The sequence below is a fragment of the Nonomuraea sp. NPDC001684 genome (genome assembly GCF_053596515.1).
Map to the genome: position 1 here is coordinate 24,170 of NZ_JBSFGJ010000010.1, position 23,962 is coordinate 48,131.

Annotated in this window: 24 protein-coding genes; 11 read left to right on the forward strand and 13 right to left on the reverse strand. The window is 66.1% G+C overall.

Annotated elements, in window-relative coordinates; translation table 11 throughout:
• The first annotated feature begins 38 nt into the window (after nt 1-38).
• The 4 genes from ACWCSD_RS03880 (at nt 39) to ACWCSD_RS03895 (ending at nt 3,449) form a co-directional block, all read left to right on the forward strand.
• Nucleotides 39-620 carry a DUF5994 family protein gene (locus tag ACWCSD_RS03880; protein WP_449912933.1) on the forward strand — a complete coding sequence of 194 codons (582 nt, stop codon included), beginning with the start codon at nt 39-41 and terminating at the stop codon, nt 618-620.
• Between the two features lie 119 nt (nt 621-739).
• Nucleotides 740-1,063, forward strand: a complete 324-nt coding sequence (locus ACWCSD_RS03885; RefSeq protein ID WP_352360947.1) for an STAS domain-containing protein — start codon at nt 740-742, stop codon at nt 1,061-1,063.
• Nucleotides 1,064-1,161: 98 nt separating this feature from the next.
• On the forward strand, nt 1,162-2,091 hold the full coding sequence (locus ACWCSD_RS03890; protein ID WP_397155804.1) for an acyl-CoA desaturase: 930 nt from the start codon (nt 1,162-1,164) through the stop codon (nt 2,089-2,091).
• An 86-nt stretch (nt 2,092-2,177) separates the two neighbouring features.
• A complete protein-coding gene (locus ACWCSD_RS03895) occupies nt 2,178-3,449 on the forward strand; it encodes a PP2C family protein-serine/threonine phosphatase (protein WP_449912938.1) in 1,272 nt (423 codons plus the stop codon).
• 124 nt (nt 3,450-3,573) lie between these two features.
• Here the strand turns inward: ACWCSD_RS03895 and ACWCSD_RS03900 are convergent, their stop codons facing one another.
• From ACWCSD_RS03900 to ACWCSD_RS03935, 8 genes are all read right to left on the reverse strand, one after another.
• A complete protein-coding gene (locus tag ACWCSD_RS03900) occupies nt 3,574-4,395 on the reverse strand; it encodes a class I SAM-dependent methyltransferase (protein ID WP_449912940.1) in 822 nt (273 codons plus the stop codon).
• Between the two features lie 4 nt (nt 4,396-4,399).
• On the reverse strand, nt 4,400-5,044 hold the full coding sequence (locus ACWCSD_RS03905; RefSeq protein WP_449912941.1) for a TetR family transcriptional regulator: 645 nt from the start codon (nt 5,042-5,044) through the stop codon (nt 4,400-4,402).
• A 157-nt stretch (nt 5,045-5,201) separates the two neighbouring features.
• A complete protein-coding gene (locus ACWCSD_RS03910; RefSeq protein ID WP_449912942.1) occupies nt 5,202-6,176 on the reverse strand; it encodes a LysR family transcriptional regulator in 975 nt (324 codons plus the stop codon).
• Between the two features lie 97 nt (nt 6,177-6,273).
• On the reverse strand, nt 6,274-6,486 hold the full coding sequence (locus ACWCSD_RS03915) for a hypothetical protein (RefSeq protein ID WP_449912943.1): 213 nt from the start codon (nt 6,484-6,486) through the stop codon (nt 6,274-6,276).
• Between the two features lie 114 nt (nt 6,487-6,600).
• Nucleotides 6,601-6,774, reverse strand: a complete 174-nt coding sequence (locus ACWCSD_RS03920; protein ID WP_449912945.1) for a CsbD family protein — start codon at nt 6,772-6,774, stop codon at nt 6,601-6,603.
• Between the two features lie 132 nt (nt 6,775-6,906).
• Nucleotides 6,907-7,896, reverse strand: coding sequence for an acyl-CoA desaturase (locus tag ACWCSD_RS03925; protein WP_449912947.1), 990 nt, complete (start codon nt 7,894-7,896; stop codon nt 6,907-6,909).
• A 19-nt stretch (nt 7,897-7,915) separates the two neighbouring features.
• Complete coding sequence (locus tag ACWCSD_RS03930) at nt 7,916-8,134, reverse strand: UBP-type zinc finger domain-containing protein (protein ID WP_449912949.1); 219 nt, start codon at nt 8,132-8,134, stop codon at nt 7,916-7,918.
• 137 nt (nt 8,135-8,271) lie between these two features.
• On the reverse strand, nt 8,272-8,487 hold the full coding sequence (locus ACWCSD_RS03935; protein WP_397155822.1) for a hypothetical protein: 216 nt from the start codon (nt 8,485-8,487) through the stop codon (nt 8,272-8,274).
• A 77-nt stretch (nt 8,488-8,564) separates the two neighbouring features.
• On the opposite strand from ACWCSD_RS03935, the gene ACWCSD_RS03940 reads away from it, so the two are divergent.
• Nucleotides 8,565-8,858 (forward strand): hypothetical protein, encoded by a 294-nt coding sequence (locus ACWCSD_RS03940; RefSeq protein WP_449912950.1) that lies wholly within the window; start codon nt 8,565-8,567, stop codon nt 8,856-8,858.
• 147 nt (nt 8,859-9,005) lie between these two features.
• Here ACWCSD_RS03940 and ACWCSD_RS03945 read toward each other — a convergent pair whose 3' ends face one another.
• Nucleotides 9,006-9,269, reverse strand: a complete 264-nt coding sequence (locus ACWCSD_RS03945) for a hypothetical protein (protein WP_387661006.1) — start codon at nt 9,267-9,269, stop codon at nt 9,006-9,008.
• Between the two features lie 342 nt (nt 9,270-9,611).
• On the opposite strand from ACWCSD_RS03945, the gene ACWCSD_RS03950 reads away from it, so the two are divergent.
• Complete coding sequence (locus tag ACWCSD_RS03950) at nt 9,612-9,977, forward strand: STAS domain-containing protein (protein ID WP_449912953.1); 366 nt, start codon at nt 9,612-9,614, stop codon at nt 9,975-9,977.
• A gap of 109 nt (nt 9,978-10,086) precedes the next feature.
• Nucleotides 10,087-11,148 (forward strand): integrase core domain-containing protein, encoded by a 1,062-nt coding sequence (locus tag ACWCSD_RS03955; RefSeq protein ID WP_449912955.1) that lies wholly within the window; start codon nt 10,087-10,089, stop codon nt 11,146-11,148.
• 1,140 nt (nt 11,149-12,288) lie between these two features.
• On the opposite strand, the gene ACWCSD_RS03960 is transcribed toward ACWCSD_RS03955, so the two are convergent.
• From ACWCSD_RS03960 to ACWCSD_RS03970, 3 genes are all read right to left on the reverse strand, one after another.
• The gene (locus tag ACWCSD_RS03960; RefSeq protein ID WP_357709954.1) at nt 12,289-12,834 is read right to left on the reverse strand and encodes an EF-hand domain-containing protein; all 546 of its coding nucleotides are present in this window, start codon (nt 12,832-12,834) and stop codon (nt 12,289-12,291) included.
• Nucleotides 12,835-12,885: 51 nt separating this feature from the next.
• Entirely contained in the window at nt 12,886-14,673 is a 1,788-nt protein-coding gene (locus ACWCSD_RS03965) for a GMC family oxidoreductase (protein ID WP_397155830.1), read from the reverse strand.
• Nucleotides 14,674-15,186: 513 nt separating this feature from the next.
• Nucleotides 15,187-15,921, reverse strand: a complete 735-nt coding sequence (locus ACWCSD_RS03970; protein ID WP_449912958.1) for an SDR family oxidoreductase — start codon at nt 15,919-15,921, stop codon at nt 15,187-15,189.
• Nucleotides 15,922-15,998: 77 nt separating this feature from the next.
• Between ACWCSD_RS03970 and ACWCSD_RS03975 the strand changes: the two genes are divergently transcribed.
• From ACWCSD_RS03975 to ACWCSD_RS03990, 4 genes are all read left to right on the forward strand, one after another.
• On the forward strand, nt 15,999-16,271 hold the full coding sequence (locus tag ACWCSD_RS03975) for an acyl carrier protein (RefSeq protein ID WP_397155834.1): 273 nt from the start codon (nt 15,999-16,001) through the stop codon (nt 16,269-16,271).
• A gap of 47 nt (nt 16,272-16,318) precedes the next feature.
• The gene (locus ACWCSD_RS03980) at nt 16,319-17,443 is read left to right on the forward strand and encodes a cytochrome P450 (protein WP_449912960.1); all 1,125 of its coding nucleotides are present in this window, start codon (nt 16,319-16,321) and stop codon (nt 17,441-17,443) included.
• A 41-nt stretch (nt 17,444-17,484) separates the two neighbouring features.
• Complete coding sequence (locus tag ACWCSD_RS03985) at nt 17,485-19,110, forward strand: AMP-binding protein (protein ID WP_449912962.1); 1,626 nt, start codon at nt 17,485-17,487, stop codon at nt 19,108-19,110.
• 351 nt (nt 19,111-19,461) lie between these two features.
• The gene (locus tag ACWCSD_RS03990) at nt 19,462-20,667 is read left to right on the forward strand and encodes a site-specific integrase (RefSeq protein ID WP_449912963.1); all 1,206 of its coding nucleotides are present in this window, start codon (nt 19,462-19,464) and stop codon (nt 20,665-20,667) included.
• A gap of 350 nt (nt 20,668-21,017) precedes the next feature.
• Here ACWCSD_RS03990 and ACWCSD_RS03995 read toward each other — a convergent pair whose 3' ends face one another.
• On the reverse strand, nt 21,018-23,960 hold the full coding sequence (locus ACWCSD_RS03995; protein ID WP_449912964.1) for an RNaseH domain-containing protein: 2,943 nt from the start codon (nt 23,958-23,960) through the stop codon (nt 21,018-21,020).
• Between the last annotated feature and the right edge of the window lie 2 nt (nt 23,961-23,962).

Consider the following 23,962-nt stretch of genomic DNA (forward strand, 5'->3'; position numbering starts at 1 on the left):
ACAGGCCCCTTCTGAGGGGCCCGGATAGGTCAGCGACCATGACGCCGACACTTCTTTCTCAGCCCGCACCGCTCAGCCCCACTTCGTCCGCGATGCCTCGGGTCGATTCCGCGCTACGGCTCAGTCTCCACCCGGTGCCGAATCGTCGATCGGTGGTGGACGGGGCCTGGTGGCCCTACTCCAGTGACACCGCCGCGGAGTTGCCCGGTCTCATCGCCGCCGTCGACCGACTGCTTGATCGGGTCACGCTCCGCGTCGGCGTGCATTGCGATGCGTGGCAGAACATCCCGCGCCGCATCCCGGCCCGCGGTCGGCAGGTCCGCGTCGGCTGGTTCCGCCACACCGACCCGCGCATGATCACTCTCAGCTTCGCGTCCGGCGAGCCGGTCGTCCTGCTGATCATCCCGTCAGGAACCGCCGCGGGCGTCGCCGAGGCCGTGCTCAAGCTCACCGCCCAGGACACCGCCGGCTTGACGGCCGACGCCATTCTCACTCTGGCGCACCTGCCGGCGGGCCCCGGTCCGCGTGCGACGGCCGGCTCAGCCCGCTGGGAGAACGAGGGCGGGTCGGTCAACGGGCACAAGGCGGCCTCGTTCACGGCACGGCCGATCCTGGCGTGACCCGCGTGCCGCCTGCCGGCCGGATTGAGCGGTCCAGGCATCGCCCGTTGTCCGGCGGCGGGCCGATCTCCGGCCGGCAGGCATCTCATCGCGTTCCAGCTTCTCCACAGGAGACTTCCATGACCGTCATCGACACCGCCCCACTCGGCGAGGCGAGCGCCTCGGCGCCGACCATCGTGCACCTGGCAGGGGACATCGACATCTTCACCACGGCTCAGCTGCGCAGGCGGCTGATCAACACTCTCGCCCACAGCACCGACCTGCTCGTCCTGGACCTGTCCCAGGTGACCTTCTGCGGCGCCGGCGGGCTGGGCGTGCTGGTCGGCGCTCAAGGCCGGGCCCGGTCACTGGGCATCACGCTCGCCCTGACCGGCGTTCCGCCGCGCATGGCCCGGCTGCTGCACATCACCGGCCTGGGCCACCGATTCCCGATCATCGCATGACCGGCATACCACTCACCCGTGAGCTCACCCCGGCCGGCTATGACGGCAGTTCGCCGTTCCCTCGGCCTGCGACACCGGCGCGGGCCGGTATCACCCCGGTGACACTGACCGCCGCAATCGTGATCGCGCCGTTCCTCGCGCTTGGCGCCGGCATCTGGCTGGCGTGGGGAGTCGGTGTCAGTCTCACCGACCTGCTCCTGGCCGTCGTCTTCTACGTCGTGACCGGGCTGGGGGTGACGGTCGGCTTCCACCGCCTGCTGACCCACCGCTCCTTCACCGCCCGTCCGTGGCTCCGCGCCGTCCTGGCCGTGGCCGGGTCGATGAGCTTCCAGGGCAACCTGATCGACTGGGTGGCCGTCCACCGCCGCCACCACGCCTTCACCGACCGGCCCGGCGATCCGCACTCCCCCTACCGGTACGGCACCGGTCTCGGCGGACGACTGCGCGGCCTGGCCCACGCCCACCTGGGCCGGCTGTTCTCCAGCGAACCCACCTCGGCCACGACGTATGCTCCCGATCTGCTGCGCAACGACCCGGCCATGCTGCGGATCTCCCGCGCCTACCCCGCCTTGTGCGCCGCCTCCCTGCTCCTGCCGTTCGCGGCGGGCTGGGCGATCAGCGGCAGCCTCTACGGCGGGCTGACCGCGTTCATCTGGGCCGGCCTGATCCGTATCGCCCTGCTGCAGCACGTGACCTGGAGCGTCAACTCCCTGTGCCACATGATCGGTGAGCGGCCGCACAAAGCCCGCCGTCATGACCGCTCCACCGACCTGTGGCCGCTGGCCCTGCTGTCCTTCGGAGAAAGCTGGCACAACGGCCACCACAGTGAGCCCAGTTGCGCCCGGCACGGCCGCAGCGGCCGCCAGATCGATCCCTCAGCCGCACTCATCAGCCTGTTCGAACGCCTGAACTGGGCCAGCGATGTGCACTGGCAGCCCCCTGACGTCCTCGGCCACCATCGCACGGTGGCCGGCAAGCACACGCTGCGCACCAGCGCCCCGCGCCAGGGCGGAACCAAGAGGCGTTAGCCCTGGTCAGCACGTTGGGGGAGAAGCTCGTACAGCTGGGAAGAGGAACTAGTGCAAGGGGAAGGGCCTCCAGGGAAGGCATCGCGGTGACCGGTGATGGCGAGCAGCTGCTGGGCGGCTTGCTGAGCGCCAGCCAACTCTCCTCGCTGGAGGATCTGCCAGCCCTGGTCGCCGAGTACGGACGGTCGGCGGGCTTCTCCCAGACCATGGTCTACGTAGCCGACCTGCAGCAGCAGGTGCTGGTCCCGCTGACCGGGCAGCGTGACGTGTTCGGCGAACCGCTCGAACCGATCCGGATCGACGCCACCATGGCAGGACGTGCCTTCCGCAATATGGAGATCGTCGAGGCCCGGCACGTGCTGGATCCCGCCGCGCCCGAGACCGCGCCGACGTCGACGGCAGGTGATGGGCCGCAGCGCCTGTGGGTGCCGTTGCTGAGCGACACCGAGCGGGTCGGCGTCCTGGGAGTGACCGTGGCGCAGGGGTCGGAGAGCGTGGGGTTGCTGGCCGGCCGGCTGGCCTCCCTCGTCTCGCTGCTGGTGATCAGCAAACGCCCGCACAGCGACTCCTATGCGCGCCTGGTACGCGCTCGGCCGATGACGCTGTCGGCCGAGGTGTTGTGGAACCTGCTCCCACCGCGAGCCTTCGCCGATGACGACGTGGTGGTCAGCGCCGCGCTGGAACCTGCCTACGAGGTGGGCGGCGACGCCTACGACTACGCGATCGACAGCGGCACACTGCGCGTGTCGATCTTCGACGCGATGGGACACGACACCGCGGCCGGCCTGACCGCCACCATCGCCATGGGGGCCGGTCGCACCAGCCGCCGCCAAGGCAAAGACCTGCCCGCGACGAGCGAGGCGATCGACGCGGCGATCGACGAGCAGTTCATCGACCGCTTCGCCACAGGCGTCCTGGCCGATCTGGACCTGCGGACTGGTTGGCTGAGCTGGGTCAACCGAGGGCACCATCCGCCCTTGGTGATCCGCAAAAGCCAGCAGGTCGCGACCCTGGACAGCGTGCCCGATCCGCCGATGGGCATCTGCCTGGGCCTGTCCACCGGATTGCTGCGCTACCAGTTGGAACCCGGGGACCGGCTGCTCTTCTACACCGACGGCGTCATCGAGGCTGAGAGCCCGGACGGGCAACCCTTCGGGCTGGAGCGCTTCATCGACTTCATCGTCCGTCACGAGGCCGACGGCACCTCCGCCCCGGAAACACTCCGCCGGCTGATCCACAGCATCCTGCAGCACCAGCACGGCCGGCTCCAAGACGACGCCACCGTGCTGATGGTCGAGTGGCGCACCGGGCGGCAACAGCAACTCGTCCTGGGAAAGGTCGCGGTGCCGGGACCGTAGGACGCAACAGCATGGGCACCGAGCCGGTCGACATCGGTGAGGCCGACGGCGGCCTACCAGGATCACATGCCGCGGCGCGAGCAAGCCATCTGGTCACCAGTCTGTCCGGGCCCGCCTGAAGCCTCTAGAAGCGATAGTGCTGGATGGCGGTGCCCTTGCGGGAGATGGAGGTGCTCCAGGCCGTCAGGAAGCTGGCCAGGCGGGTCGTCCACGGGTAGTCGGCGACCTCGGGCTCGCGGCCCAGCAGGATCTCGCGTACCAGCTTCAGGCGAGGTTCCAGGCGCTCGATGTCCTGCGGGGTGTCGAAGCCGGGAGACCTCAGGAAGGGGACGACGGACTGGGTGCCGGCGTACTTCCTGGCCGCCCAGACGTGGAACCTCGTGTAGCCGTTGAAGCAGATCTCGCCTGCGGGGAAGTGGCGGATGAGGCGGTCGAGGAGGGTGGCCAGTTCCTCCTTGGACAGGAACCCGATCAGGCCGTCGGCGACGATCACGGCGGGACGGTCGGCGGGGATTTCGCTGATCCATCGGGGGTCGTTGAGGTCGGAGCCGATGGTGTGGAGGTGGGGACGCTCGGGGAGCAGTAATTGCCTGGTCTTGGCCACGCCGGGCAGGTCGACGTCGTACCAGTCGACGGTGGCGGGCGGGTCGACGCGGTAGACGCGGGTGTCAAGTCCGGCGCCCAGGTCGAGCCCGACGGCGTCGGGATTCTTGACGATGAACTGCCGCACGATGTTGTCCATGACCAGGGAGCGGTGCGCGATGCCCACGACGGGGCTGGCGGAGAGCTTGAACTGCCCGGCGTCGTAGTCGAGCTTCTTGACGATGTCGAATGCGGTCTTGTCGTGCAGGATCGAGTGTTTGGCCTGGTAGTCGAGCGCTTTGCCGGCCAGGGTCAGCCAGAGCGTGTTCTCCAGCGGCGTGAGGTCGGGGAGGGTGATGGCCATCGTGTCAGTCCTCTTCCTGTGGTGAGTCGTCGAGGGCGGCCCGGGCCGCGTTGAGGGCGGCGTCGTCGGTGAACAGCCCGTGGGTGTAGAGCTCCAGCGTGGGCAGCGCGAGGCGGCGCAGCACGTCGGGCCCGAACTGCTCGTGGCCCAGTGCCCGCGCCAGCGACGGCGGCATGGTCAGCGTGGCCACGCTGTTGAGCACGGTCAGCACCGCCAGCGCCCGCACGTCGCAGGACGGCCGCATCGAGCCGTCGGCGATCCCGGCCCGCAGGACCTGCTCCGACTCCGCCACCAGCGTCTCGACGAACGTGCCCGCGGCGGGTGTGTCCTCCTCGATCGCGCGCAGCATGTACTGCACCTGGAGGCGGTATTCCTCCGGGTTGGACAGGTATTCACGAAAGAGGTCCTGCATGCCGCTCGGGCCGGCGTTGTCGGCCCGCTGGACCAGGATGCGCAGGACGTGGTCGTCGCAGACGCTCCGGAGCTTCTCCTTGCTGCCGAAATGGTGGATGACCAGGCCGGGGCTCACTCCGGCGGTGGCCGCGACGGCGCGCAGGTTGGTCTTGGCGAAGCCGTCCCGGGCGAAGTGTGCGATGGCCGCGTTGCGGATCTTGGCCTGGGCGGTCAGGTCCGACGATGCTGAACACATGTTTAGTAGACTAAACAGATGTTCAATGCCTGGCAAGTCGAGGGCAGGCCCGTGATCAAGGGCCTGAAGCGCTTCATGACTCGTCGAGTGGTGCTTGATCCGCGGCTTTGACCTCCAGCCACAACAACCATCGCCCGCACCAGTCCCGCCAGGCGGGTCAGACAGCCTCGTCGCTGCGGCTGCTGGTGGCTGCCGGCGCGTCTTCGCCGGACGGCGGTTCGGTGGCCAGGGCGGCGGGTTCGAGCCAGTCGAGCTGTTCGGCCAGGTGGCGGGCGGTGTCTATGACGCCGGCGATGTGCGGGGAGGGGTTGGCGTCGTGCCACAGCAGGGACCAGGGGTAGTACGTGATGGGGTCGGTCAGGGGCCGCCAAGTGGTGCCGGGCCGGTTGGAGGAGCGGAAGGAGGAAGGGACGCAGTGCACGCAGCGGTGCTGGAGTACGAGGTCGGCGGCAGCCCGGGAGCTCTCGACGGTGCCGTCGTAGAGAGTGGGCTCGAACCCGGCCGAGCGGCACAGCGCGAGGACGAACTGGTTGAGCTCCGGCGTCTGCGATTCCTCGCCGAGCAGGAGCAGTTCGTCGGCGAGGGCGGCGACGGGTACACCGTCGAGGACGGCGAAGCGGTGGTCGTCGGGGACCAGCACGCCGAGGGGATCGAGCCTGATGAGTTTGGAGGTCATCTCGGCCGGGGTCTGGGAGGCGCGTCCGATGGCTATGTCGAGGCGGCCGTCGGCCAGTTGCCGGTACTGCTCGGGGGTGCCTGCTTCGATCTGGTGGATCGTGATGCCGGGATGGTTGTCCTGGAGTTCGTGCAGGATCTGCGGCATGGTGTCGTAGCCGGCGTCGATGATGCCGACGCGTAGCGTGGGCGCGGACGCGGCGGCGTTGCGTGCGGCATGCCCGGCCCGGCTGACGTGATGGAGGATCTGGCGCGCCTCGACGAGGAAGGCGGCCCCGGCGGGGGTCAGGTCGACGTGGTGGGTGCTGCGGTCCAGGAGCCGCACACCGAGCTCGCGTTCCAGCCGCTGGATCTGTTGGCTCAGCGCCGACTGCACGATGTGCTCGCGGGCGGCGGCGCGGCCGAAGTGCAGCTCTTCGGCCAGCGTCACGAAATAGCGCAACTGCCGTAACTCCATGCCCGACACCCTTCCTCTCCCAGGCGGTGCCGATGCGGCCAGCGTCTCCCACTGTAGGTCCTCGTGGGTGTGTCAACTTCTGAAGGTGGGCCTGGCCTCACTTGCCGGGCTGAGGCGTCCGGCAGTCGATCTTCGGGTTCGTGCCGAGGTAGTTGAGGGGGCCGGCCAGGATCGTCACCGCGATGGTGGCCACCTGGTCGCAGTTCTCCACCGGTGCCGTGTAGTACTTGCGCCGGCCTGCGGCGACGGCACCGACGATCGGCCACAGGATCAGCACCAATGATGCGACGCGCATCGGTTCTGCCTCCATCTTCGTCCTTGCGAGGCTGGCGGGGACGACGGGACCGTTGTCGGATTCGCCCGCGTCCGGGCGGGATCCCGATCCGAGATCTGGGACCCGCCGGGCGGTTCGTCGAAGTGGGGATCAGCGTTTGAAGGCGTCCCTGGCCTTTCTACCGGCCTGCTTCAGATTGCCGGCGACCCGGTCGCTCTTGCCCGCGACCTGCTGGCGCCGGTTGCCGGTGACACGGCCGAAGCGTTGCCTGGCCCAGCCCTTGAGTACCTGGACCTTGTTGCTGATTTCCCAGCGCAGACTCATCGCGATCTTCCTTCACTGCTCCGCCGCGGTCAGGCGGCTTGGAGCCCCAGTGTCTGCTCTGGCTTGGGAGGGGGAAACGAGCAATGGCCGTGCCGGTTATCACAGGAACTGATGAGCGGTGGGGTATCGGGGTCAGTCTCCGGCCGGTGAGAGCGCGCCGGTACGGTGGCGCCGGACGCGTTCGGGATCGGGCCAGCGTACGTCGCTCGCCCAGCCGAGCCGCTCGAACAGGCGGATCACCCCGCTGGACGGGTCGATCTGGCCCCGGTCGAGACCGTGGCGGGCACAGGTCGGCTCGCTGTGGTGGCCGTTGTGCCAGCTCTCGCCGAACGACAGCAGGGCCAGCGGCCACAGGTTCGTCGCCCGGTCGTGGTCGCGGGTCTTGAAGGGCCGGCTGCCGATGAGATGGCACAGGGAGTTGACGCTCCAGGTGACGTGCTGGAGCAGCGCGATGCGGATCAGGCCAGCCCACAGGAAGGCGGTCAGGCCGCCGTACAGGGTGCCGGCGATCGCCCAGCCGGCTGCGAACGGCAGCGCCGGCGACAGCGCGCACAGCGCGGGGAAGGCGCGGGCCACGCGGGTCATGGCCGGATCGGCCAGCAGGTCAGGGGCGTAGCGTTCGGCGGACGTCTGGTCGTCGGTGAACAGCCAGCCGAGGTGGGCGTGGGCAAGCCCCCGAAGCTGCCCGCGCAGGCTGGTTCCGTACCGGTAGGGCGAGTGCGGATCGCCCGGCCGGTCGGTGAAGGCGTGATGGCGGCGGTGCACCGCCACCCAGTCGATCACGTTGCCCTGGAAGCCCATCGACCCGGCGACCGCCAGCACCACGCGCAACCATGGCCGGGCGGTGAAGGAGCCGTGGGTGAGCAGCCGGTGGAAGCCGACCGTCACTCCCAGCCCGGTCACCACGTAGAAGGCGGCGGCCAGGAGCAGGTCGGTGAGCGCGACCCCGTGCCCCCACGCCAGATAGATCACCGCACCGAGCGCGGCGAACGGCGCGATCACGATCGCCCCGGTCAGCGCGGTCTGCGACCGCCCGGCCGGCACGTGCTCGCCGGCCCCGGGGAAGGGCGAGGTTCCGTCGTAGTCCCGCCGGCGTCGCACCGGTCGTTCAGAAACAGCCATGAAGCAGCCTTCTTCTCGTCTATACGGTCCGCCGGTGCACGTAGCACCAGCGCCAGGTCGACCTCGGCCCCAGGGCGGCGGCCACCGGGTGGTCGGTCTCCTGGTAGTGGGCCTTGGCGTGGCCGCCCTGGGAATCGTCGGAACAGGCGATCCAGCCGCAGGTCAGGCACGCCAGCAGGCGCGTCCAGGTCTGGCCGAGAGCCAGGCATTCCTTGCATTCGGGTGGTCCGTGCCGCACTTGGGGGAGTTGGTCGATGTGATTGCAGCGCGGGGTCTGACCGTTCAGGCCCGCGCGGTTGGTCGCGTCCGTTCCTTGTGCGTCCAGGGTCATGACGACCCCCTCACGGTGACAGCGACGCAAGGTGCGCCGGCTGGTCACTTGCCAGTCAACGTGCTCAGCCGGGCCGGCGGAAAGACGCGATCCCAGTCAGCCTCATCAGTTGCGGCGATGGCGGGGCCTGCGGGCGATTTGACGAGAGGCCACCGGATCATGCGGACCGCGACGTCGAGAGGCCGCCGGACCGCGAAATCGGCCGGATGTTTCACCTGGCGGGCCTCCCGCCACTTATGCCGAGAGCGGATTTCGCTCATTTGAGCGAAATTTCCTTGCTATTTATTTCGGAAGGGTATTGACTGGGGAATGCAAGCAAGGAAAAGGGGAGGCTCTTATGAGCTTCGTACAGATTCTGGAATTCAGCACCAAACGCGCTGCGGAAGTCGAGTCGCTCATGAACGAGTGGCGGACGCAGACCGAGGGAAAGCGCCATGTGCAGCGCGAGGTCGTGGCGAAGCACCGCGATCGCCCCGACCACTACGTGGCCCTCGTCGAATTCTCCTCCTACGAGGAGGCCCAGCGTAACAGCAGGCTGCCGGAAACCGACCGGTTCAACGCGCACATGGTCAAACTGTGTGAAGGCCCGATCAAGTTCTCCGACTACGACGTGATTCGCGACAAGAGCTGATCGCCGGCTGAACATCGCGAAAGCTCAACCTGTGCTGTGGCGTGCGAGAACATTCTCGCGTCATGGCACGGGGCATTTTTTTGTGTCGGTTCATCGTCGCGCGAGACGTGAAGGGGCCGGCGCCGGCCGACCGGAACTGCCCGACCGCTACGAATTCCTCCTGGCGAGCGCCTGCTCGGCCGCGGTGCTCAGCAACCGGGCGGCGGCGGCCACCTCGGCGAGCCGGCCAGGCCCCATCGCGTCCAGGCAGACGGCCAGCCGCTGCCGGTCGCCATGGCAGGCCATGTTCGTCGCACGCTGAACGGCGAGGGCGCGCGAAGCCGTGCCGAGCGCCGTCAAGACGTCGGCCAGGGCCTGATCCACGCCGTCGTTCGGACCCGGCGGCTGCGCAGGTTGAGCGGTCAACGCCATTCACCATGCCGTCCTTGAGCTCCGAGCGCGATCCGATGCCGCCGGCCGGTCTGCTCCATCTGCCGGCCGAGGACAACGGGAGAGCACCCCAGTGGTCCCCATGACACGCCACGAGCGATGCGGCCGTCAAACCATTCGGGTCACCACGCCGGCGCCGGCCCCGGTGATCACGGCTGATGATAAGCGTGGGGCAGGTTGCCGCTTTCCGCCTGGCCGAGCCCACGGGATGATCAATACATCGCACCGGACTGCTCCACTCACGCTGGCTCCCACACCACGTGTTCATGGCCGCCTCACACTCGCGGCCACCTCATTCCGTACTCCCCGCCCGTAGGAGCCAGCATGGACACCGCGGACACAGCCGGCATTCGCGCGCCTGACACGGCCGCCGATCCGCCCTTGCGCATTACGCCGCTCGTCGATCCCGCGGGCCTGCGGATCGAAGGCGAGCTCGACTACGCCACCCTGCCTGCCCTGACCAGGGCACTGGTCTCGATGGCGAGCGGTGGCAGCCTCTGCGTCGATCTGAGCGGCCTGGCGTTCTGCGACGTCGGTGGGCTGCGCGCGTTGGTCTCCGCGGCCGCCGGTATGCGCGACGGCCAGGTTCTGACCTTATGCTCGCCCTCTCCGCAGGTGCGACGCCTGCTCCAGCTCACCGGCTGGTACCCGAAGGCCGGTCTTCGCCTGCAGGATCGGAGCGCCTCATGACGACCCTCGATCCCCGCGCTGGGGCAGGTCTGTGGCCCGTCCCCGCCACCCGTCCGGTGCCAGAATCTGGCAATGAGGGTCTGACCTGGTCTTCTAGGCTCGTCTCTTTGTGTTGTTTCGGCTTCTGTATCTGCTGGTGATCAGGGTGTTCGGCTGGCTGGTGCTGCTCACTCGGGGCAGCGCCTCCAAAGAGGTGGAGATCTTGGTGTTACGGCATGAGGTCGCGGTGCTGCGTCGCCAGGTCGTCCAGCCCAGGCCGGACTGGGCCGATCGGGCGCTGTTGGCCGCGCTGGCCAGGCTGTTACCCGGTCGCCTTCGGCTGCATCGCATCGTGACGCCCGGCATGCTGCTGGCCTGGCACCGCAGGCTGGTGAAGAAGAAGTGGACCTACCCTGCCAAACACGGCCGGCCGCCTCTCTCTGAGGAGATTCGCGATCTGATCGTCCGGTTGGCGCGGGAGAATCCACGATGGGGCATCGGCGCATTCGGGGCGAGCTACTTGGCCTTGGGGTGCGGGTGGGGGGAAGGGACGGTCCGCCGGGTTCTGGCGGCGGTGACGCTTGGGCCCGCGCCGCGTCGGGCTTCACTGAGCTGGCGCCAGTTCCTGACTGCTCAGGCCTCCGGCATCCTGGCGTGCGACTTTCTCCACGTCGATACGGTGTTCCTCAAGCGCCTGTACGTGTTGTTCGTTATGGAGATCGAAACGCGGCGCGTGCACATTCTCGGCGTCACGGCTCATCCGACCGGTGCCTGGACAGCGCAGCAGGCGCACAATCTGCTGATGGACGTGGGCGAGCGAGCCGACGGGTTCAAGTTCCTGATCCGCGACAGGGACGGGAAAATCGGCGGGCGGTTTGACGATGTGTTCGCCGGTGCGGATGTGCGCATGCTCAAGATTCCGCCGCGCTTGCCACGGGCGAATGCGTTCGCCGAGCGGTTCGTCGGTACGCTCCGACGCGAATGCCTCGATCACCTTCTGGTCCATGGCGAGCGGCATCTGAGACAGATCCTGGCTGAGTATGAGCGCCACTACAACCAGCATCGGCCGCATCAGGCGCTGTCGCTACGGCCACCTGTGCATGATCCAGCCGAGGTTGTCGATCTCACGGTTCGAATACAGCGACGACCGGCCGTCAGCGGTCTGATCAACGAGTACGGCCGAGCCGTATAGTCGAGCGAAGCCACAGGTCAGGCGTGTGATGCCGGTATTGGCACCGCACAGCTCGACCGGGCCTATGATCAGGCCGGACACGAGCCGCCCGTCACCCCTTCTGGTTTGCCCTTGCCTTGCGTTCTGGCGGGGTCTGCCTTGACCTGCGGGGTTCAAGGGCCGATACGCGTGCCCGCTGTCGAGCCCGCCCGCATGTCGGACGCGTGCCGAAGAGCACTGTCCGAGCACCGACTCGGCCATTTCCGCCTCTCGGAAACGAGTCGAGAATCGAGAAAGCCCAGGTCAGATGGGGTATTGAGTGGTAGGGCGCCCGGGGCTCGAACCCGGAACCTACGGATTAAAAGTCGCCGTTTAAAATGCCGACCACTATCGAATCGTGTCTCATTGTGTCGCGGTGTCATGCATTGCCCGCACTCGAAATGTCCAAGAATGCCGCCCGGTGTTATGCCGTATCAGGTGCCGACGAGCATCGAACGAGCAACCACGGGGCGGATGGCATCCCTTGACCGTTCTTACTTTACCTCCGATTGGCGAGCTGATACCCCGGATGGTTTGCGGTCCGGGAGGGGTTTGATGCGGTCCCTAACGGACCTGTGATGATCGTTCAGAAACGAGCGAATCCGGGATGGGGCCGCCACGCACAGTTCGACGACCACGTCACGGCGCCTGGCCGGCAGATCGGCCAGGCGCCGCTGGTAGGGCCACGAAAGCCGGATGACCTGCGCGGATGGCGTTATCGGCAGGCGCACTGGTGTCCAAGCGGCTGCTGGGGCGGGGCCGTTCGGCTCGGCACCGCGCCCAGCAGATCCTCACCAAGGGCAACGGCATTCCGTACGCCGATGTGCCGCTATGGAGCATGGCCCTGGTCCGCCTCTGCACACCGACGCGGGCGTCGGGCAGCTGCACCCCGACCCGTGGCAGCTTTACCTCCTGCTGGCTGACTGGGCCAACGTGCGCGGCCAGGTCGCTGCAACCTCGGCACGGATCGGAAAGCAGCTCGGCGTCAGCGGCCGAACCGTCCGTAGAGCCTCCGGCACCTCCTGGCCGCCGAGGGGGCACTTCTCCCACAGGACGCCATCGCGCTCTGCCGCCGGCTTGCCGTCGCCGAGCTCACCACAGCTCACGGCGGCAATGGCCGATTCAGTAGGTGCCGTAGAGCCAGTTCCCAGGGGCGTCGGAGTCCGTGCTCGTGAAGAACTCTTCGACCAGCTTGCGCCACTCGTCCAGGTCCAGGTAGCCCCGACCTTGGAGATCCAGGCGCTGGAACGCCTGAACCATATCTCGCCGCGCCAGCCCGCATCCGACGGCGAAGATGTCCACATACTCGTCCTTGATCAGGCGTCCGTCCCCGTTGACGTCGGCGACCTCGAAGAACGCGTCGCCAGCACCACGGAACGCCTCGGCTCCCTCGGCGTCGGAGAGCGCCGCCGCCACCCTCTGCGAGACCTCCTCGCGGGTGATTCGACGGTCGCCGTCGGCGTCCATGGGGGACAGGACCGTCTTCCACCAGTGCTCCAGAGCCGCGCGCAGGCGCTGCGCCTCGGCGGAAGTGGGGGCATAGCCGCGGATCCGGGCGTAGCGGTCACCGATGGCTACGATTGTTGGCAAGGTCAGCGCGCCGGCCCCATCCGGGTCGAGTACGTTGAAGAAGTGGTTGATTTTGCGCTCTTGAAGCTTGGTGAACATGGAGGATCCTTTCCGTTGTGACTCTCCGATAACACACCGTTGCGTCGATTTTTAGTCGCCTGCATCATGAAGAATGTCGATACTGGCCTTCTGAGAGAGGGTTTGGACAGCTGCGATAAGGAACAGGCCGGGCATCTTCGGAAATACCGAGGCATCTACGATGCGCAGCCCTTCCACTCCGTGGACCTTGAAGGAGCTGTCGACGACCGAGTCATCGATGGTCCTTCCGAGCGGGTTGGAGCACGCCGCATGGTGGCCGTAGTGCTCCTTACGAATGAAGTCGCCGAGATCCTGGACGTCGGGGCCGGGGAAGATTTCGCCTTCGCCGGGTTCGACGCGATTCAGCTCGCGGCACATCTCGATGGCCTGTGTCAGTGCGGCAAGGTCCTTTTCTCCACCCGCACCGTTGCCGAACGCGCGGAAGTTGATATCCGGACAGCGGGTTGGGTCGCCTGAACGCAGGCGCACGTAGCCGTTCCGGTCCCCGGTGTACCCCATGAGCGTCAACCAGGTCCAGGACTGCCCGACGTGTGCGAACGCCTCCTTGACCCAGTCCGGGTGGTGGGCCCGGAACTGGATAGGCACCCCTATCGTGACGCAGTTGGTGGCGGATCCGTCGGCGCCCTCGGTGCGATAGGTGATGCAGGGAATGCCGAACTGGCCCAGCTGAGAATTCTCTGGGTCGGCCCGCCACCCGGACAGGCAGACGCTCAGCCGTGGTCCTGTCGGGCTGAGCGACTTGATGAGTGCGCCTACATAGGGATTTTCCGCCAGCTCCGGTAGGGCGTAGCGGTCGATGACTGAGATTTCACGCCGGTCCTGCAGGTTGGTGCCGACGCAAGGTGAGTCGACGAGGACTTCGATGCCGTGGGCCCGCAGGTGGTCGGCGGGGCCGATTCCACTCAGCATGAGGATCTGCGGGCTGTTGTAGGTGCCGCCTGCGATGATGACCTCGCGACGAGCTCGGACCACCTGTCGAAGAGCTGCCCGCTCCTCCTCGGTCGTTTCCTGAAATTTTGGTGAGGCTTCGTATAGATGACGTCCGTTCAGGAACTGGACGCCTACCGCCCTGGGGCCTGTCTGTCCGGGCTCGAAGAGGATTTTCTCTACCAATGCATCGCACTGGATTTCGAGCGTCGGGCAGTTTCGCTCGGCCGAGATGAGGCGATCCCGGACACCTTGGCGCACGCCGGCCTTGATCCCGATCTGGAGGTTCCAGGGTCCTGAAGTGCCGACGTTGTCCTTGTCGTTGAGCTCGCCCGAACGTTCGGCGTCCCCCATTGACTTGAGGAACCAGTTCGGGCCCTCAAGTGACGTGATCAGGCTGCCAGGATCGGTTCGCGGAGACTCCAGTTGGGCGAACGGGTCCTTGGAGGAAACGGCCTGCCATTCGAGCACTTTTTGCCAGTGCTGCCACATGGCTTCGTGGTGCCATCCATTGTCACCCGTCAACTCCATGATGTCGTCCCAGTCGCTGTGCGCTGGGTACATGATGATGCCGGAATTGTGGATGGCACAGCCGCCGAGGGCTGACGCTCGGGGGTAGAGGACCCCGTCCTTTTCATCGACCCACATGTCACCGTGAGCGGCTTTGCCCCCGTCGTTATGCTGAACCCAGTACTCCCAGGCCACCTCAGGGTCCTCGGTGGCTTGTGCGAAGAATATGGGAACGTCCCGGTAGACCTCGTTGCCGCTGGGCGGACCCGCCTCGAGAACGAGCACCGAGAAGCCGGCCTCAGCGAGATTTGCGGCGACAGGTCCGCCGCCAGGCCCAGAGCCGACGACGATGTAGTCGTAGGTTGACGTTTCTGGCGAATCATCTGCTAGAAAGTTTTCCATTTGATGTCCCGGAGAATCGCAGGTCCGGTCCCATGCGCATTGCACTGCCGCAGAACCGTCGAGTACGGACAGTGGTCAGTTAAGCACTTAGAGTAATCAGCGTCTGTGGCTGCTTGGTAATCCTTTGGTGGCCGGCTGGGCGGCGAAGGGCCCGGTGGCTGCTGGCAAGGGTGGAGCGATCTTCAGGGCAAGATCCACGAATGGCCCGTGATCGTCGTTCTGGTCGGTTTCGATCTTGCCCTCCTGGTGGGCCGGGCAGCCCTGTGAGCCGTCTGCCGCTGCGGTGGGCGGAGGCTCCACGGGCCTCGGGGGTCTCCGGATCGAAGGGGCGGATTAGTCTTGGTTAGCCGGGGTCGGGCAGGAGGGCGAGCCGGTTCAGGACCGTGCTGAGGAGCCGTGCTCCAGGTGGCAGGCGCACCTGGAGGCGGCGGGCGTGGGTGGCGATCCGGGCGGGCGCGGACCCGAGTGGCGGGCCTTTCAGCTCGCAACTCGGTGACTACTCGTGGATCCGGGTCAGAGAAGGCCTCCGGTGGCGCTGATGGTCTGCCCGGTGATCCACCCGGCATCGGGGCCCGCGAGGAAGGCGATGATGCCGGCGATGTCGTCACCAGTTCCCAGACGGCCCAGGATGGTGTTGCGTGCGGCGCGTGCGTGGAGCTTTTGCGGCAGCGATTGCTCGAGCATGGCGGTGTCGGTGGCGCCGGGGGCGACACAGTTGACCGTGATGCGGCGTACTCCTAGTTCCAGAGCGGCGATGGCGGTGAACTGCTCGACGGCGGCCTTGCTGGCCGCGTAGATGGCGTTCCCCGGGGCCGGACGCTGCGTGCCGATCGAGGACATGTTGATCACGCGGCCATCGTCGGCGAGGCGGGTTGCCGCGTGCTGGAGTGCAAGGAATGTGCCTTTGGCGTTGACGGCCATCACTGTCTCGTAGGTTGCTTCGCTGGCCTCTTCGATCCGTCCGCTAGGCAGCCAGACCGCGGCGTTGTTCACCAGGATGTCGAGGCGCCCGACAGCCTGCTCGGCCAGGTCGAACAGGCGGGCGACGTCGGAGGCTACTCCGATATCGGCTTGTATCGGCCGTGCGCCGGTGGCGGCCGCGACCTCGTGGGCCGCATCCGTGGCTTGGCGGTAGCCGAAGGCGACCTGTGCTCCTTCTGCTGTGAGCCTTTCGACGATGGATCGTCCGATACCGCGAGATCCGCCAGTGACCAGTGCCGTCTTACCCGACAGTGAGCCCATGCCCATCCCTTGACTCTGAGTTTTGATACACCTACACAGGGTAACCATCAGGGCGAGAAACCCTACGTCTGGGAGGGCATCTGTTGAGTGCCCAGGAAATGGACAGCCAAGCGATCCTTGAGGTTCTGGTGGCAGCGGTCCGCAGCATCCGGCCGGAGTTGACCGGGCCGATCAGCGGCGAGGAGCACATCGCCGCCGAACTGGGCCTGGATTCGATCGATCGAGTGGAGCTGCTATTGGCGCTGGAAGAGGCGTTCGGCATGGAGGAGGAAGTGGATCCGCGGATCTTCATGACCCCCCCGACCCTCAACGGCCTGGTGGAGCAGATCTGTGTCTCACAGGTGGCTTCCCGATGAGCGGTTGCCCGGTTCCTGGATCGCGGATCTACCTACGTGGCTCGGCCATGGCCGAGCACTTCTTCAATGCCGCCGACTCGGAGCTGTCCCACGCTCATGGCTGGGACCTGATCTTCGGTGAGCGGTTCGGCAGAGGACTGCTCAACCTTGACGATGAACCGCACAGAGCAGCCCGCAGAGCGTTGATGGCGGTCCTGAACCGGAAGGCGACGGCCGAGTACGCTCCGGTGGCCAGCGAGATCCTCGATCGCGTCGTCCCGGCACTGCCCGTCGATGAGCCCGTCGACCTGCACGCCTTCACCAAAAAGGTGACATTCGAGGTCGCCGCGGCTGTCTTCGCGGGGCTGTCGGCGTCGGAGGCGTCGGAACTCCTTGGTTTGTTCGTCACGCTGCAAGCGCCCGATCTCGAACTCGGCACACCCGGCGGAGACCGTCTGATCCGTGACATCGCCCGGAGCCGCCGCCGGGTTCGCGCGCTTTTGCTGACCGGGGTCGACCGGGCACACGCCGTGGAAGACGAGCGGAGCTACGGGGTGGCGAGGTTGGTGGCGCGCCTGCGCACATTGCCCGGCCCTCCGACGGATGAGGAGATCGCCGGCCACATCGCGATCTTGCTTCTCGCTGGATTCGAGACAACGGCGTATCTTTCGGCCCGATTGTTGTGGCTGCTCGCTCGCCACCCGGCAGAGCAGAGCGCCGTTCGCAGGGATCTCGCTGCCTCGGAGCCAGGCGACTCACAGCTCATGGAGGCTGTCTTCTCCGAAACCGCGCGGCTGCACCCGCCGCTGTTCTGGTTGCCGCGCCGAGCCGAGACGGACCTGGTCTTCGGAGACACATTGCTACCTGCCGGCACTGAAGTGTTCTACTCCATCGCCGACACACAGCGCGATCCCGCGTCCTTCGCCGATCCAGACGAATTCCGACCCCAGCGGTTCACCTCAACCGACACCACGCGCAGCCGCTTCGCGATGACTCCGTTCAGCGCAGGCCGACGGCTCTGCGCAGGTATCCACGTGGGAACAATGGAGACCAAGCTGATCGCCGCTGCCGTACTGCACCACTTCAGCCTCCATGCTCCACCAGGCCCTCACATCGGCGACACATCGCCTAACGGCACCAGTGTCACCCCCGCCGAGCCGCTCCTGGTGCGGCTGCAGGAGGTCATGCGATGAGTAGCGGAGGCGACAGGGGCCGAGCTCTGGACTGTGCCACCTTGGCCGAAGCGGCGTCCTTGCTGGATCCCGGTGTGACGGTGTCCTTCCCCGGCACGGGAGAGCGGCTCACGGCTGCCGACCTGGACCGCGGATCCGAGCGATTCGCGGCCGGGCTGGTGGCTGCCGGAGTGAAACCGGGTGAGGTCGTCGGACTGCTGCTGCCCACCGGTCCTCAGGTGTTGCTCGGGTTGCTGGGCGTGGTGCGCGCCGGCGCCGCAGCCAGCATGCTGAGCGCGGCGGCCGGGACACCCGAGCGGTCCGCCGAGAGGCTGGCGCTCGTTGTCAGCACTGCTCGGATGCGTTACCTCGTCGTGCATGAGGACCACTCCGACATCGGGCACGCCCTCCAGCGGATGTCGCCCGGCCTTGTGGTGCTGGACGCGAACCTGGCCGCGCCACCCGGCCGGCTTCCGGAGGTCGCCGAGGGTGATCTGGCCGTCCTGCAGTACACCTCGGGCAGCACCGGCCATCCCAAGGGGGTGATGCTGCCGCACTCGGCCGTGCAAGCCGCGCTCCGGTCGATCGTCGCCTCCGCGCGCCTGACCCGGCAGGACACGATGGTGACCTGGCTGCCGCACTACCACGACATGGGCCTGTTCGGCCTGCTGGCGCCGCTCATGGCCGGTGGCAGTGCCCAGGTCCTGTCCCCGCTTGCCTTCATCCGGCGGCCGGCCCGCGTCCTGCAAATCCTGTCCGACCACGGCGGAACCCTGCTCATGGGGCCGAACTTCTCCTACGACCGTATCGTGGCCGCCGCCACCCCCGAGCTTCTGTCCAACCTTGATCTTTCCCGCTGGAGGCTGGCGTTCAACGGCGCCGAACCGGTGAAGGCCTCCACCGTGGAAGCCTTCACCAAATGCTTCGCCTCGGCGGGAGTACCGGAGTCTGTGATGTACCCGGTGTATGGAATGGCCGAAGCCACGCTGCCCATCACGTTTCCCGAACCTGGGACCGTCCCGCGCATCATCCACGTGGACCGGACGGAACTCTCCGACCACGGCCGGTGCGCGCTGGTGGCCCCCCACCATCCAGCCGCTAAACCAGTGGTGAGCGTCGGCCGCCCGGTTCAGGACATGCGATTGAGACTCATCGATGCGACCGGAGCCGAGTGTGCGCCGGGACAAGTCGGCGAGATCCAGATCAGCGGCCCCTGCGTGACCTCCGGCTACTACGCCAACCGATCCGCCACCGCCGCACTTTTCGAAGGCCCATGGCTGCACACCGGCGACCTCGGATTCCAACTCGACGGCGACCTGTTCATCGCCGGCCGCACCAAGGAAATGATCATCGTTCGGGGGCAGAACTACTTCCCTGAAGACGTCGAAGACCTCGCTGCCCGGCAGACCGGTGTGCATCGCGGCCGGTGCGTCGCCTATGCCGAGAACGAACACGTCGTGGTCGTCGCCGAAATCGCCCCTAGCTACGACCCGTCCGTCGTCTGCACCGAAATCCGCCAGTTGATAGCCGATCACCTGGCTCTGACGGCCGTGCACGTTCACCCAGTGCGGCCGGGCTGGCTGTCCCGCACCACCAGCGGAAAATGGCAACGTGCCCTGACGCAAAGGCGGATCAGAGAACAGAACACCCTCTTCACCAGCACCGACCCCGACGCCCCAGGCGACTAGCGATCTTTGGTCGCGGCTTTCTGTAGTTCACGACGCCCGGGAAGGCGAGCTTGGGCGGCGTAGCCGTCGGCGCCCAAGTAGCGACAGACTTCGATCTATTCGTTGGTCTGCTCGGCCGGCACCGCGTCGACCAGCCGGATGATCGAGGCCCGGTCCGTGTGGATCCGTTTGGTAGCTCGTCCTGAGTCTTTGCTCTCGCCTGGTTGTCGGCGGCCGATGTCGGTGTTGTCCTGCCCTTAATGGCGATCAAGAAAGGACGGGACAATGAGACACCGCCAGGATCGCATCGTGGTGTACAAGCGATGTGGATGCGTCGATGCGCGTACGAGTAGGCAGCTGGGCGGAAGCTGCGTGCGGCTGGAGGAGGACGGGCATGGTAGCTGGTACTTCGCAGTCCAGGTAAGTGGCCCGGCCGGGCGTCGCGAGCGGCTCCGGCGTGGCGGGTTCACCACTGCCGAACAGGCTTACCGCGCGGGTGGTGAGGTGATCGCCGCCGATCGGGACGGCGGGCTGGGGGCGGGATATACGGTGGCGCGATGGCTGCGCTGCTGGCTACAGGCTCAGCAGGGACTGCGGCCCAGCACCCGCGAAGGCTACGCCGATCACGTACGCCTGCATCTGATCCCGTACTTGGGCCGGATCGAGCTGGCCCAGCTCACAACCCTAGACCTCAGCCGCATGTTCGCCGCCCTCGCCGGACGGCGCACCCGCTACGGCAAGTCGATCGCGCCCTCCACCCTGCACCGGATCCGGGCAACGCTGCGCGCGGCATTGAACGCCGCAGTGCGTGAGGGCCTGATCGCCTCCAACCCGGCACGCTTGATCCGGCTACCCGCGCCCTCCCGGCCGTATCCGCAGGTGTGGACCGACCGGCGGGTGGCCGCCTGGCGGCGCGAGGACGAACACCCGACGGTAGCGGTGTGGACTGCCGACCAACTAGCCGAATTCCTGGCCTTCGCCCGACGCGATCGGCTGTACACGTTGTGGCAGCTGATCGCGCTGCGCGGGCTACGCCGCGGAGAGGCAGCCGGGCTACGCTGGATCGACCTGGATCTGGACCGGCGAAAACTCGCGGTCAACCGGCAACTGGTGCGCACCGACGCCGGCCTGATCGCCTGCCCGCCGAAAAGCGCCGCCAGCCAGCGGATCATCGCCCTGGACCCGCAGACGGTTCGCCTGCTATGCCGTCACGAGCAGACCGAGCGGCGGCGACTGGGCGACGCTTGGCGGGAAACAGGCCCGATCTTCACGCGGGTGGACGGATCTCCCCTACGACCGGACTATCTCACCGTCCGGTTCCGAAACCTTGTCCGCGCGAGCGGCCTGCCACCGATCCGGCTGCACGACCTGCGCCACGGCACCGCCACCCTCGCCTTGGCCTGCGGCACCGACCTGCGGGTCGTGCAGGGCACGCTCGGACACGGCAGCATCGTGGTGACCTCCGACATCTACACCTCGGTGCTGCCAGAGGTGTATCACCGCTCAGCCCAGGCGATCGCGCGGCTGGTGCTGGGCAAGGCGCGCAGGACCGGCCGCAAACTCCGGAAGGCGGCCTGACCAAGTGACCCAGGTGTGACCCACATGTGTCTCACGATCAGCAAGAAACTTTCCCATAAGGGAAGGAACCGCAGGTGGGGGTGGTAGGGCGCCCGGGGCTCGAACCCGGAACCTACGGATTAAAAGAGGCCGCCCGGATTTGCCGCTGTCAAAGTGCCGGCTGGTGGTCAGCGATGTTGCCCCGTATCGCATACCAATGAGCAACCGCCGAGCAACCAATCATTACCAGCCCCGCCTTTGCCGAAACGGGATCGTGTGATCTGGACTGTTTCACCTGCAGTCTGGACTACCGAATCAGCCGTGGGCCAGTTCTCCGAATATAGCTGGTTCGGCAGTCGAGTTAGCGCAACCTATTCGCCGACGGCATCGTCTTCCTGCTCCTCGGGTGGTGCTGAACGTCGGTACTGGGGATGGTCGAGATCCATCTGTTTCGCTGCATGAAGAGGCACGGGATAGCGGGAACGGTCAGACCAGGCGATGGTCTGGTGGCACAGACGTGCGGTCGCGCGAGCAAGCATCGTCTTGTCGACGCCCTTGGCGATACCAACAGGGTAGATCTCGGTTGCCGTCATGGCATACCACGGGCTTTTGAGCTGGTTAGTCTCCCGTTCCCCGACCTCGCCGGCCCTGCCCGGATCCGCGTCCCAGCGTGTGAAGGTCCTGCCCAGGTCTCCGCCCTTTGCCTGATAGTTGCGCGGGACGTTGAAGAGGACCCAGAAAGGGTCTCCGAAGTCCACCTCGGCCCGGTGCAGCTTGGCCGATGTGAAAGCGATCGAATCCGGCTCAGTGTCCGAGTCGCTCTCACGAGCAACAGGAACGTACTGGGGCACCTCTTCAGGTTCGACGTTCATCCGGATGACGGCGCTCGGCCTCTTGCGCGGTGCGTTCTTACCCTTGCCATGCCCTGGCAGCCAGGTGCGCGGATCGCTGATGTCATCTTCGTCGTAGCTCTGGTTCTCGTTGTGTAGGCCCGTCCACATTCGACGGCAGGCAGGCCCATCGACCATGACGACGTACCTCATGTCGGGTTCCAACTCGTCGCGGACGAGGCTGGCGAGGGCGTCTTCGACGTGGGCCGCTGCCTCTGCCCAGCGTTCCTTGTCCGTTTTGGCCTTCCCGTCGACATGAAGTGCGTAGTCACTGGCGTGGAAAGCGGTGATCGCCTTTCGGTAAGGCACCCAGGATCCCGTTAGCGGTGTCCACGCTCGCATTGTCCAGACACCGCCCTCCTCTTCAGGAGGGAACAGGGCAGTGGCGAGGACGATTCGCTTGGTCTGTTTGTCGTCGACCGTCTTGGCCTGTCGGCGCACGTGGATGCCGCAGTAGACGATACTTCCGGCCTCTTTCCCCTTCTTGTCCTTGGCGATGGCTCGTGCTAGGCGCTGGTCGATGATGCCGAGGGAGCGATACAGATCCAGAAGTGCCATGTAAGCGGCGTGATCTTTCCCCGGCAGCGGCGGGCTGATCTCTGTGGCGAGATTTCCGAACGACCCCTGCTTCATCCCCTTCGTGAACTGGCAGACGAAGTCCTTTTTGGCCAGCAGGCGGCGGACTTGGAATTTCCCGTCATACTGCTCCTTTCGGAGCAAGTATGCGTTCCGCTTCTCTCCTTCTCTCCTTTTCACAAGCGGGATCTCGGTCTCGCACCAGGCAGCGACCATCACGTTCGAGTCGCTACCAGCGAAATCACCTTCGAAGGATCTGAACTCCTCGATACGGTTGATGTCGTCGCCGTGCGACAGGAAACGCTCCGCCTTGCGGAATACCACGCTGATGCCGGGAACGAGGAAGACCTCCTCGCCTGACTGCGGATCACCGATGGGCGCGCCGTCCGGGAAGGCCAAGGACAGCGCATTGATCATGCGCAGGCGGGTGCTGTGGCGATACCAGAGGCAGACGATCCGCAAGTGATCGAAGCCTTGAGCGCTGACGGAAGCGGCAATCTCCTCGGGTGAGGGAAAGCCGATGCTGTGGAGGAGCTCGCCGTCTTCGATCCGTTGAGCCCGTTCCTGAGAGGACATCTTCTGTTTGTCGGTGGGGCGAGGCTCGAAGATCATCGGCTCCACCGCGAAGCTCACCCAGTTGGCTTTCTCTCCGAGCACCTTGGTGACATGCTCCGCGAGAAGCCGCAGGTGAAGGGTCCCTGGTCCCGTGCCCACTGCGAAGTTTTCGTTCTTCGGCATGAGGGGGCGGATAGTGCCGGCGTCGGGAGTGATGAACGATGGGAATTCCCCATTTGCGGCGGCCTTCTCGAGCACAGTCCGTTCGTGCGTGACGCGCGCCTGAAGTTCCTGCAAAAGACTGACGTCCATCTTGTCGCGCGCGAGCAACTCCAGCGCCCGATGGTTGACTTCTCGGACGCTACCGCTGCGCACCAGTTCGGTGTAGAGGATCGGAAGACCTTCGCTGCCCTGGTAGATGTTCGTCGACTTGGCGAAGACCATGTTGCTGTGGACGCGTGTAACGTGCGCGTCCAGGAAGATGACGGGGTCGACGACGTTAGGCACGGTCTTCATGACCACCGAGAATCTGGACATTGCGTACTGGGCTGCGGTGGCGTCCTTCACCACGGTCCCGTCGTCACGAATGTTGTACTTGCGCCCGAAGGGGTGGTCCCACGCGATGAGCCCACCACTACTGTCGGGGAGGTATGCGACCTCCCGTTTGTTCGGGTTGGCCTTCCAGCCCTTCGTGTGGTCCTTGAAGACTTGCCGGCCGTCAGTGTCCAATTTGAGAGAGCCGTCCGTCTCCTTGGCAGGAACCTGCTTAGTGATCGGGACGAGGTCATAGATGGTGAACTTCTGCTCAGCGAGCTTCCTGGAGACCACCCAAGGCACAGCCACGTACATCCAGTCAGGGCACTTAGGCTGCCTGCCCTGCATCGGTCTGAGAAACCGCGCCATCTCAAACTCCACCTCAGATGTGCTCGCGATGGCCTCGGCCACCGGCGGGACGTCTAGGAGGATGGCCTGATCGGTGGACAGCCCCCTGCTGTAGCCGACGATGCATCGGAAAACATGACGCAGGGTGTCGTCGTCGATCTTCTCCAGCGAGACCAGGAAGTCGAGGCCCCGGTCGAGGTGGACGTAGCCGCCGGTTTTGAATTTCAGGTAAGTGATGGCGGTTGAGTAAGGCAGGTTCCTCTTCTCATCGTCCCCTTCCCCTCTCAGCTTCTCCCATTCGTCACGCACGCTCCGCGGGAAGTTGCGTACGTACACTTTCTGACCCTGAACGAGTTCGGGGGTACAGCGCAGGGTGAGGGCCCGCGGAAGGGCAGCAGTGCTGTCGCTCAATG

Excerpts from the sequence above, each read along its gene's own strand:
- ACWCSD_RS03880 (WP_449912933.1), top strand. The coding sequence starts at position 39 with ATGACGCCGACACTTCTTTCTCAGCCCGCACCGCTCAGCCCCACTTCG.
- ACWCSD_RS03885 (WP_352360947.1), top strand. The coding sequence starts at position 740 with ATGACCGTCATCGACACCGCCCCACTCGGCGAGGCGAGCGCCTCGGCG.
- ACWCSD_RS03900 (WP_449912940.1), bottom strand. The coding sequence starts at position 4,395 with ATGGCCATCACCCTCCCCGACCTCACGCCGCTGGAGAACACGCTCTGG.
- ACWCSD_RS03905 (WP_449912941.1), bottom strand. The coding sequence starts at position 5,044 with ATGTGTTCAGCATCGTCGGACCTGACCGCCCAGGCCAAGATCCGCAAC.
- ACWCSD_RS03910 (WP_449912942.1), bottom strand. The coding sequence starts at position 6,176 with ATGGAGTTACGGCAGTTGCGCTATTTCGTGACGCTGGCCGAAGAGCTG.
- ACWCSD_RS03915 (WP_449912943.1), bottom strand. The coding sequence starts at position 6,486 with ATGGAGGCAGAACCGATGCGCGTCGCATCATTGGTGCTGATCCTGTGG.
- ACWCSD_RS03920 (WP_449912945.1), bottom strand. The coding sequence starts at position 6,774 with ATGAGTCTGCGCTGGGAAATCAGCAACAAGGTCCAGGTACTCAAGGGC.
- ACWCSD_RS03925 (WP_449912947.1), bottom strand. The coding sequence starts at position 7,896 with ATGGCTGTTTCTGAACGACCGGTGCGACGCCGGCGGGACTACGACGGA.
- ACWCSD_RS03935 (WP_397155822.1), bottom strand. The coding sequence starts at position 8,487 with ATGAGCGAAATCCGCTCTCGGCATAAGTGGCGGGAGGCCCGCCAGGTG.
- ACWCSD_RS03940 (WP_449912950.1), top strand. The coding sequence starts at position 8,565 with ATGAGCTTCGTACAGATTCTGGAATTCAGCACCAAACGCGCTGCGGAA.
- ACWCSD_RS03945 (WP_387661006.1), bottom strand. The coding sequence starts at position 9,269 with ATGGCGTTGACCGCTCAACCTGCGCAGCCGCCGGGTCCGAACGACGGC.
- ACWCSD_RS03950 (WP_449912953.1), top strand. The coding sequence starts at position 9,612 with ATGGACACCGCGGACACAGCCGGCATTCGCGCGCCTGACACGGCCGCC.
- ACWCSD_RS03960 (WP_357709954.1), bottom strand. The coding sequence starts at position 12,834 with ATGTTCACCAAGCTTCAAGAGCGCAAAATCAACCACTTCTTCAACGTA.
- ACWCSD_RS03965 (WP_397155830.1), bottom strand. The coding sequence starts at position 14,673 with ATGGAAAACTTTCTAGCAGATGATTCGCCAGAAACGTCAACCTACGAC.
- ACWCSD_RS03970 (WP_449912958.1), bottom strand. The coding sequence starts at position 15,921 with ATGGGCATGGGCTCACTGTCGGGTAAGACGGCACTGGTCACTGGCGGA.
- ACWCSD_RS03980 (WP_449912960.1), top strand. The coding sequence starts at position 16,319 with ATGGCCGAGCACTTCTTCAATGCCGCCGACTCGGAGCTGTCCCACGCT.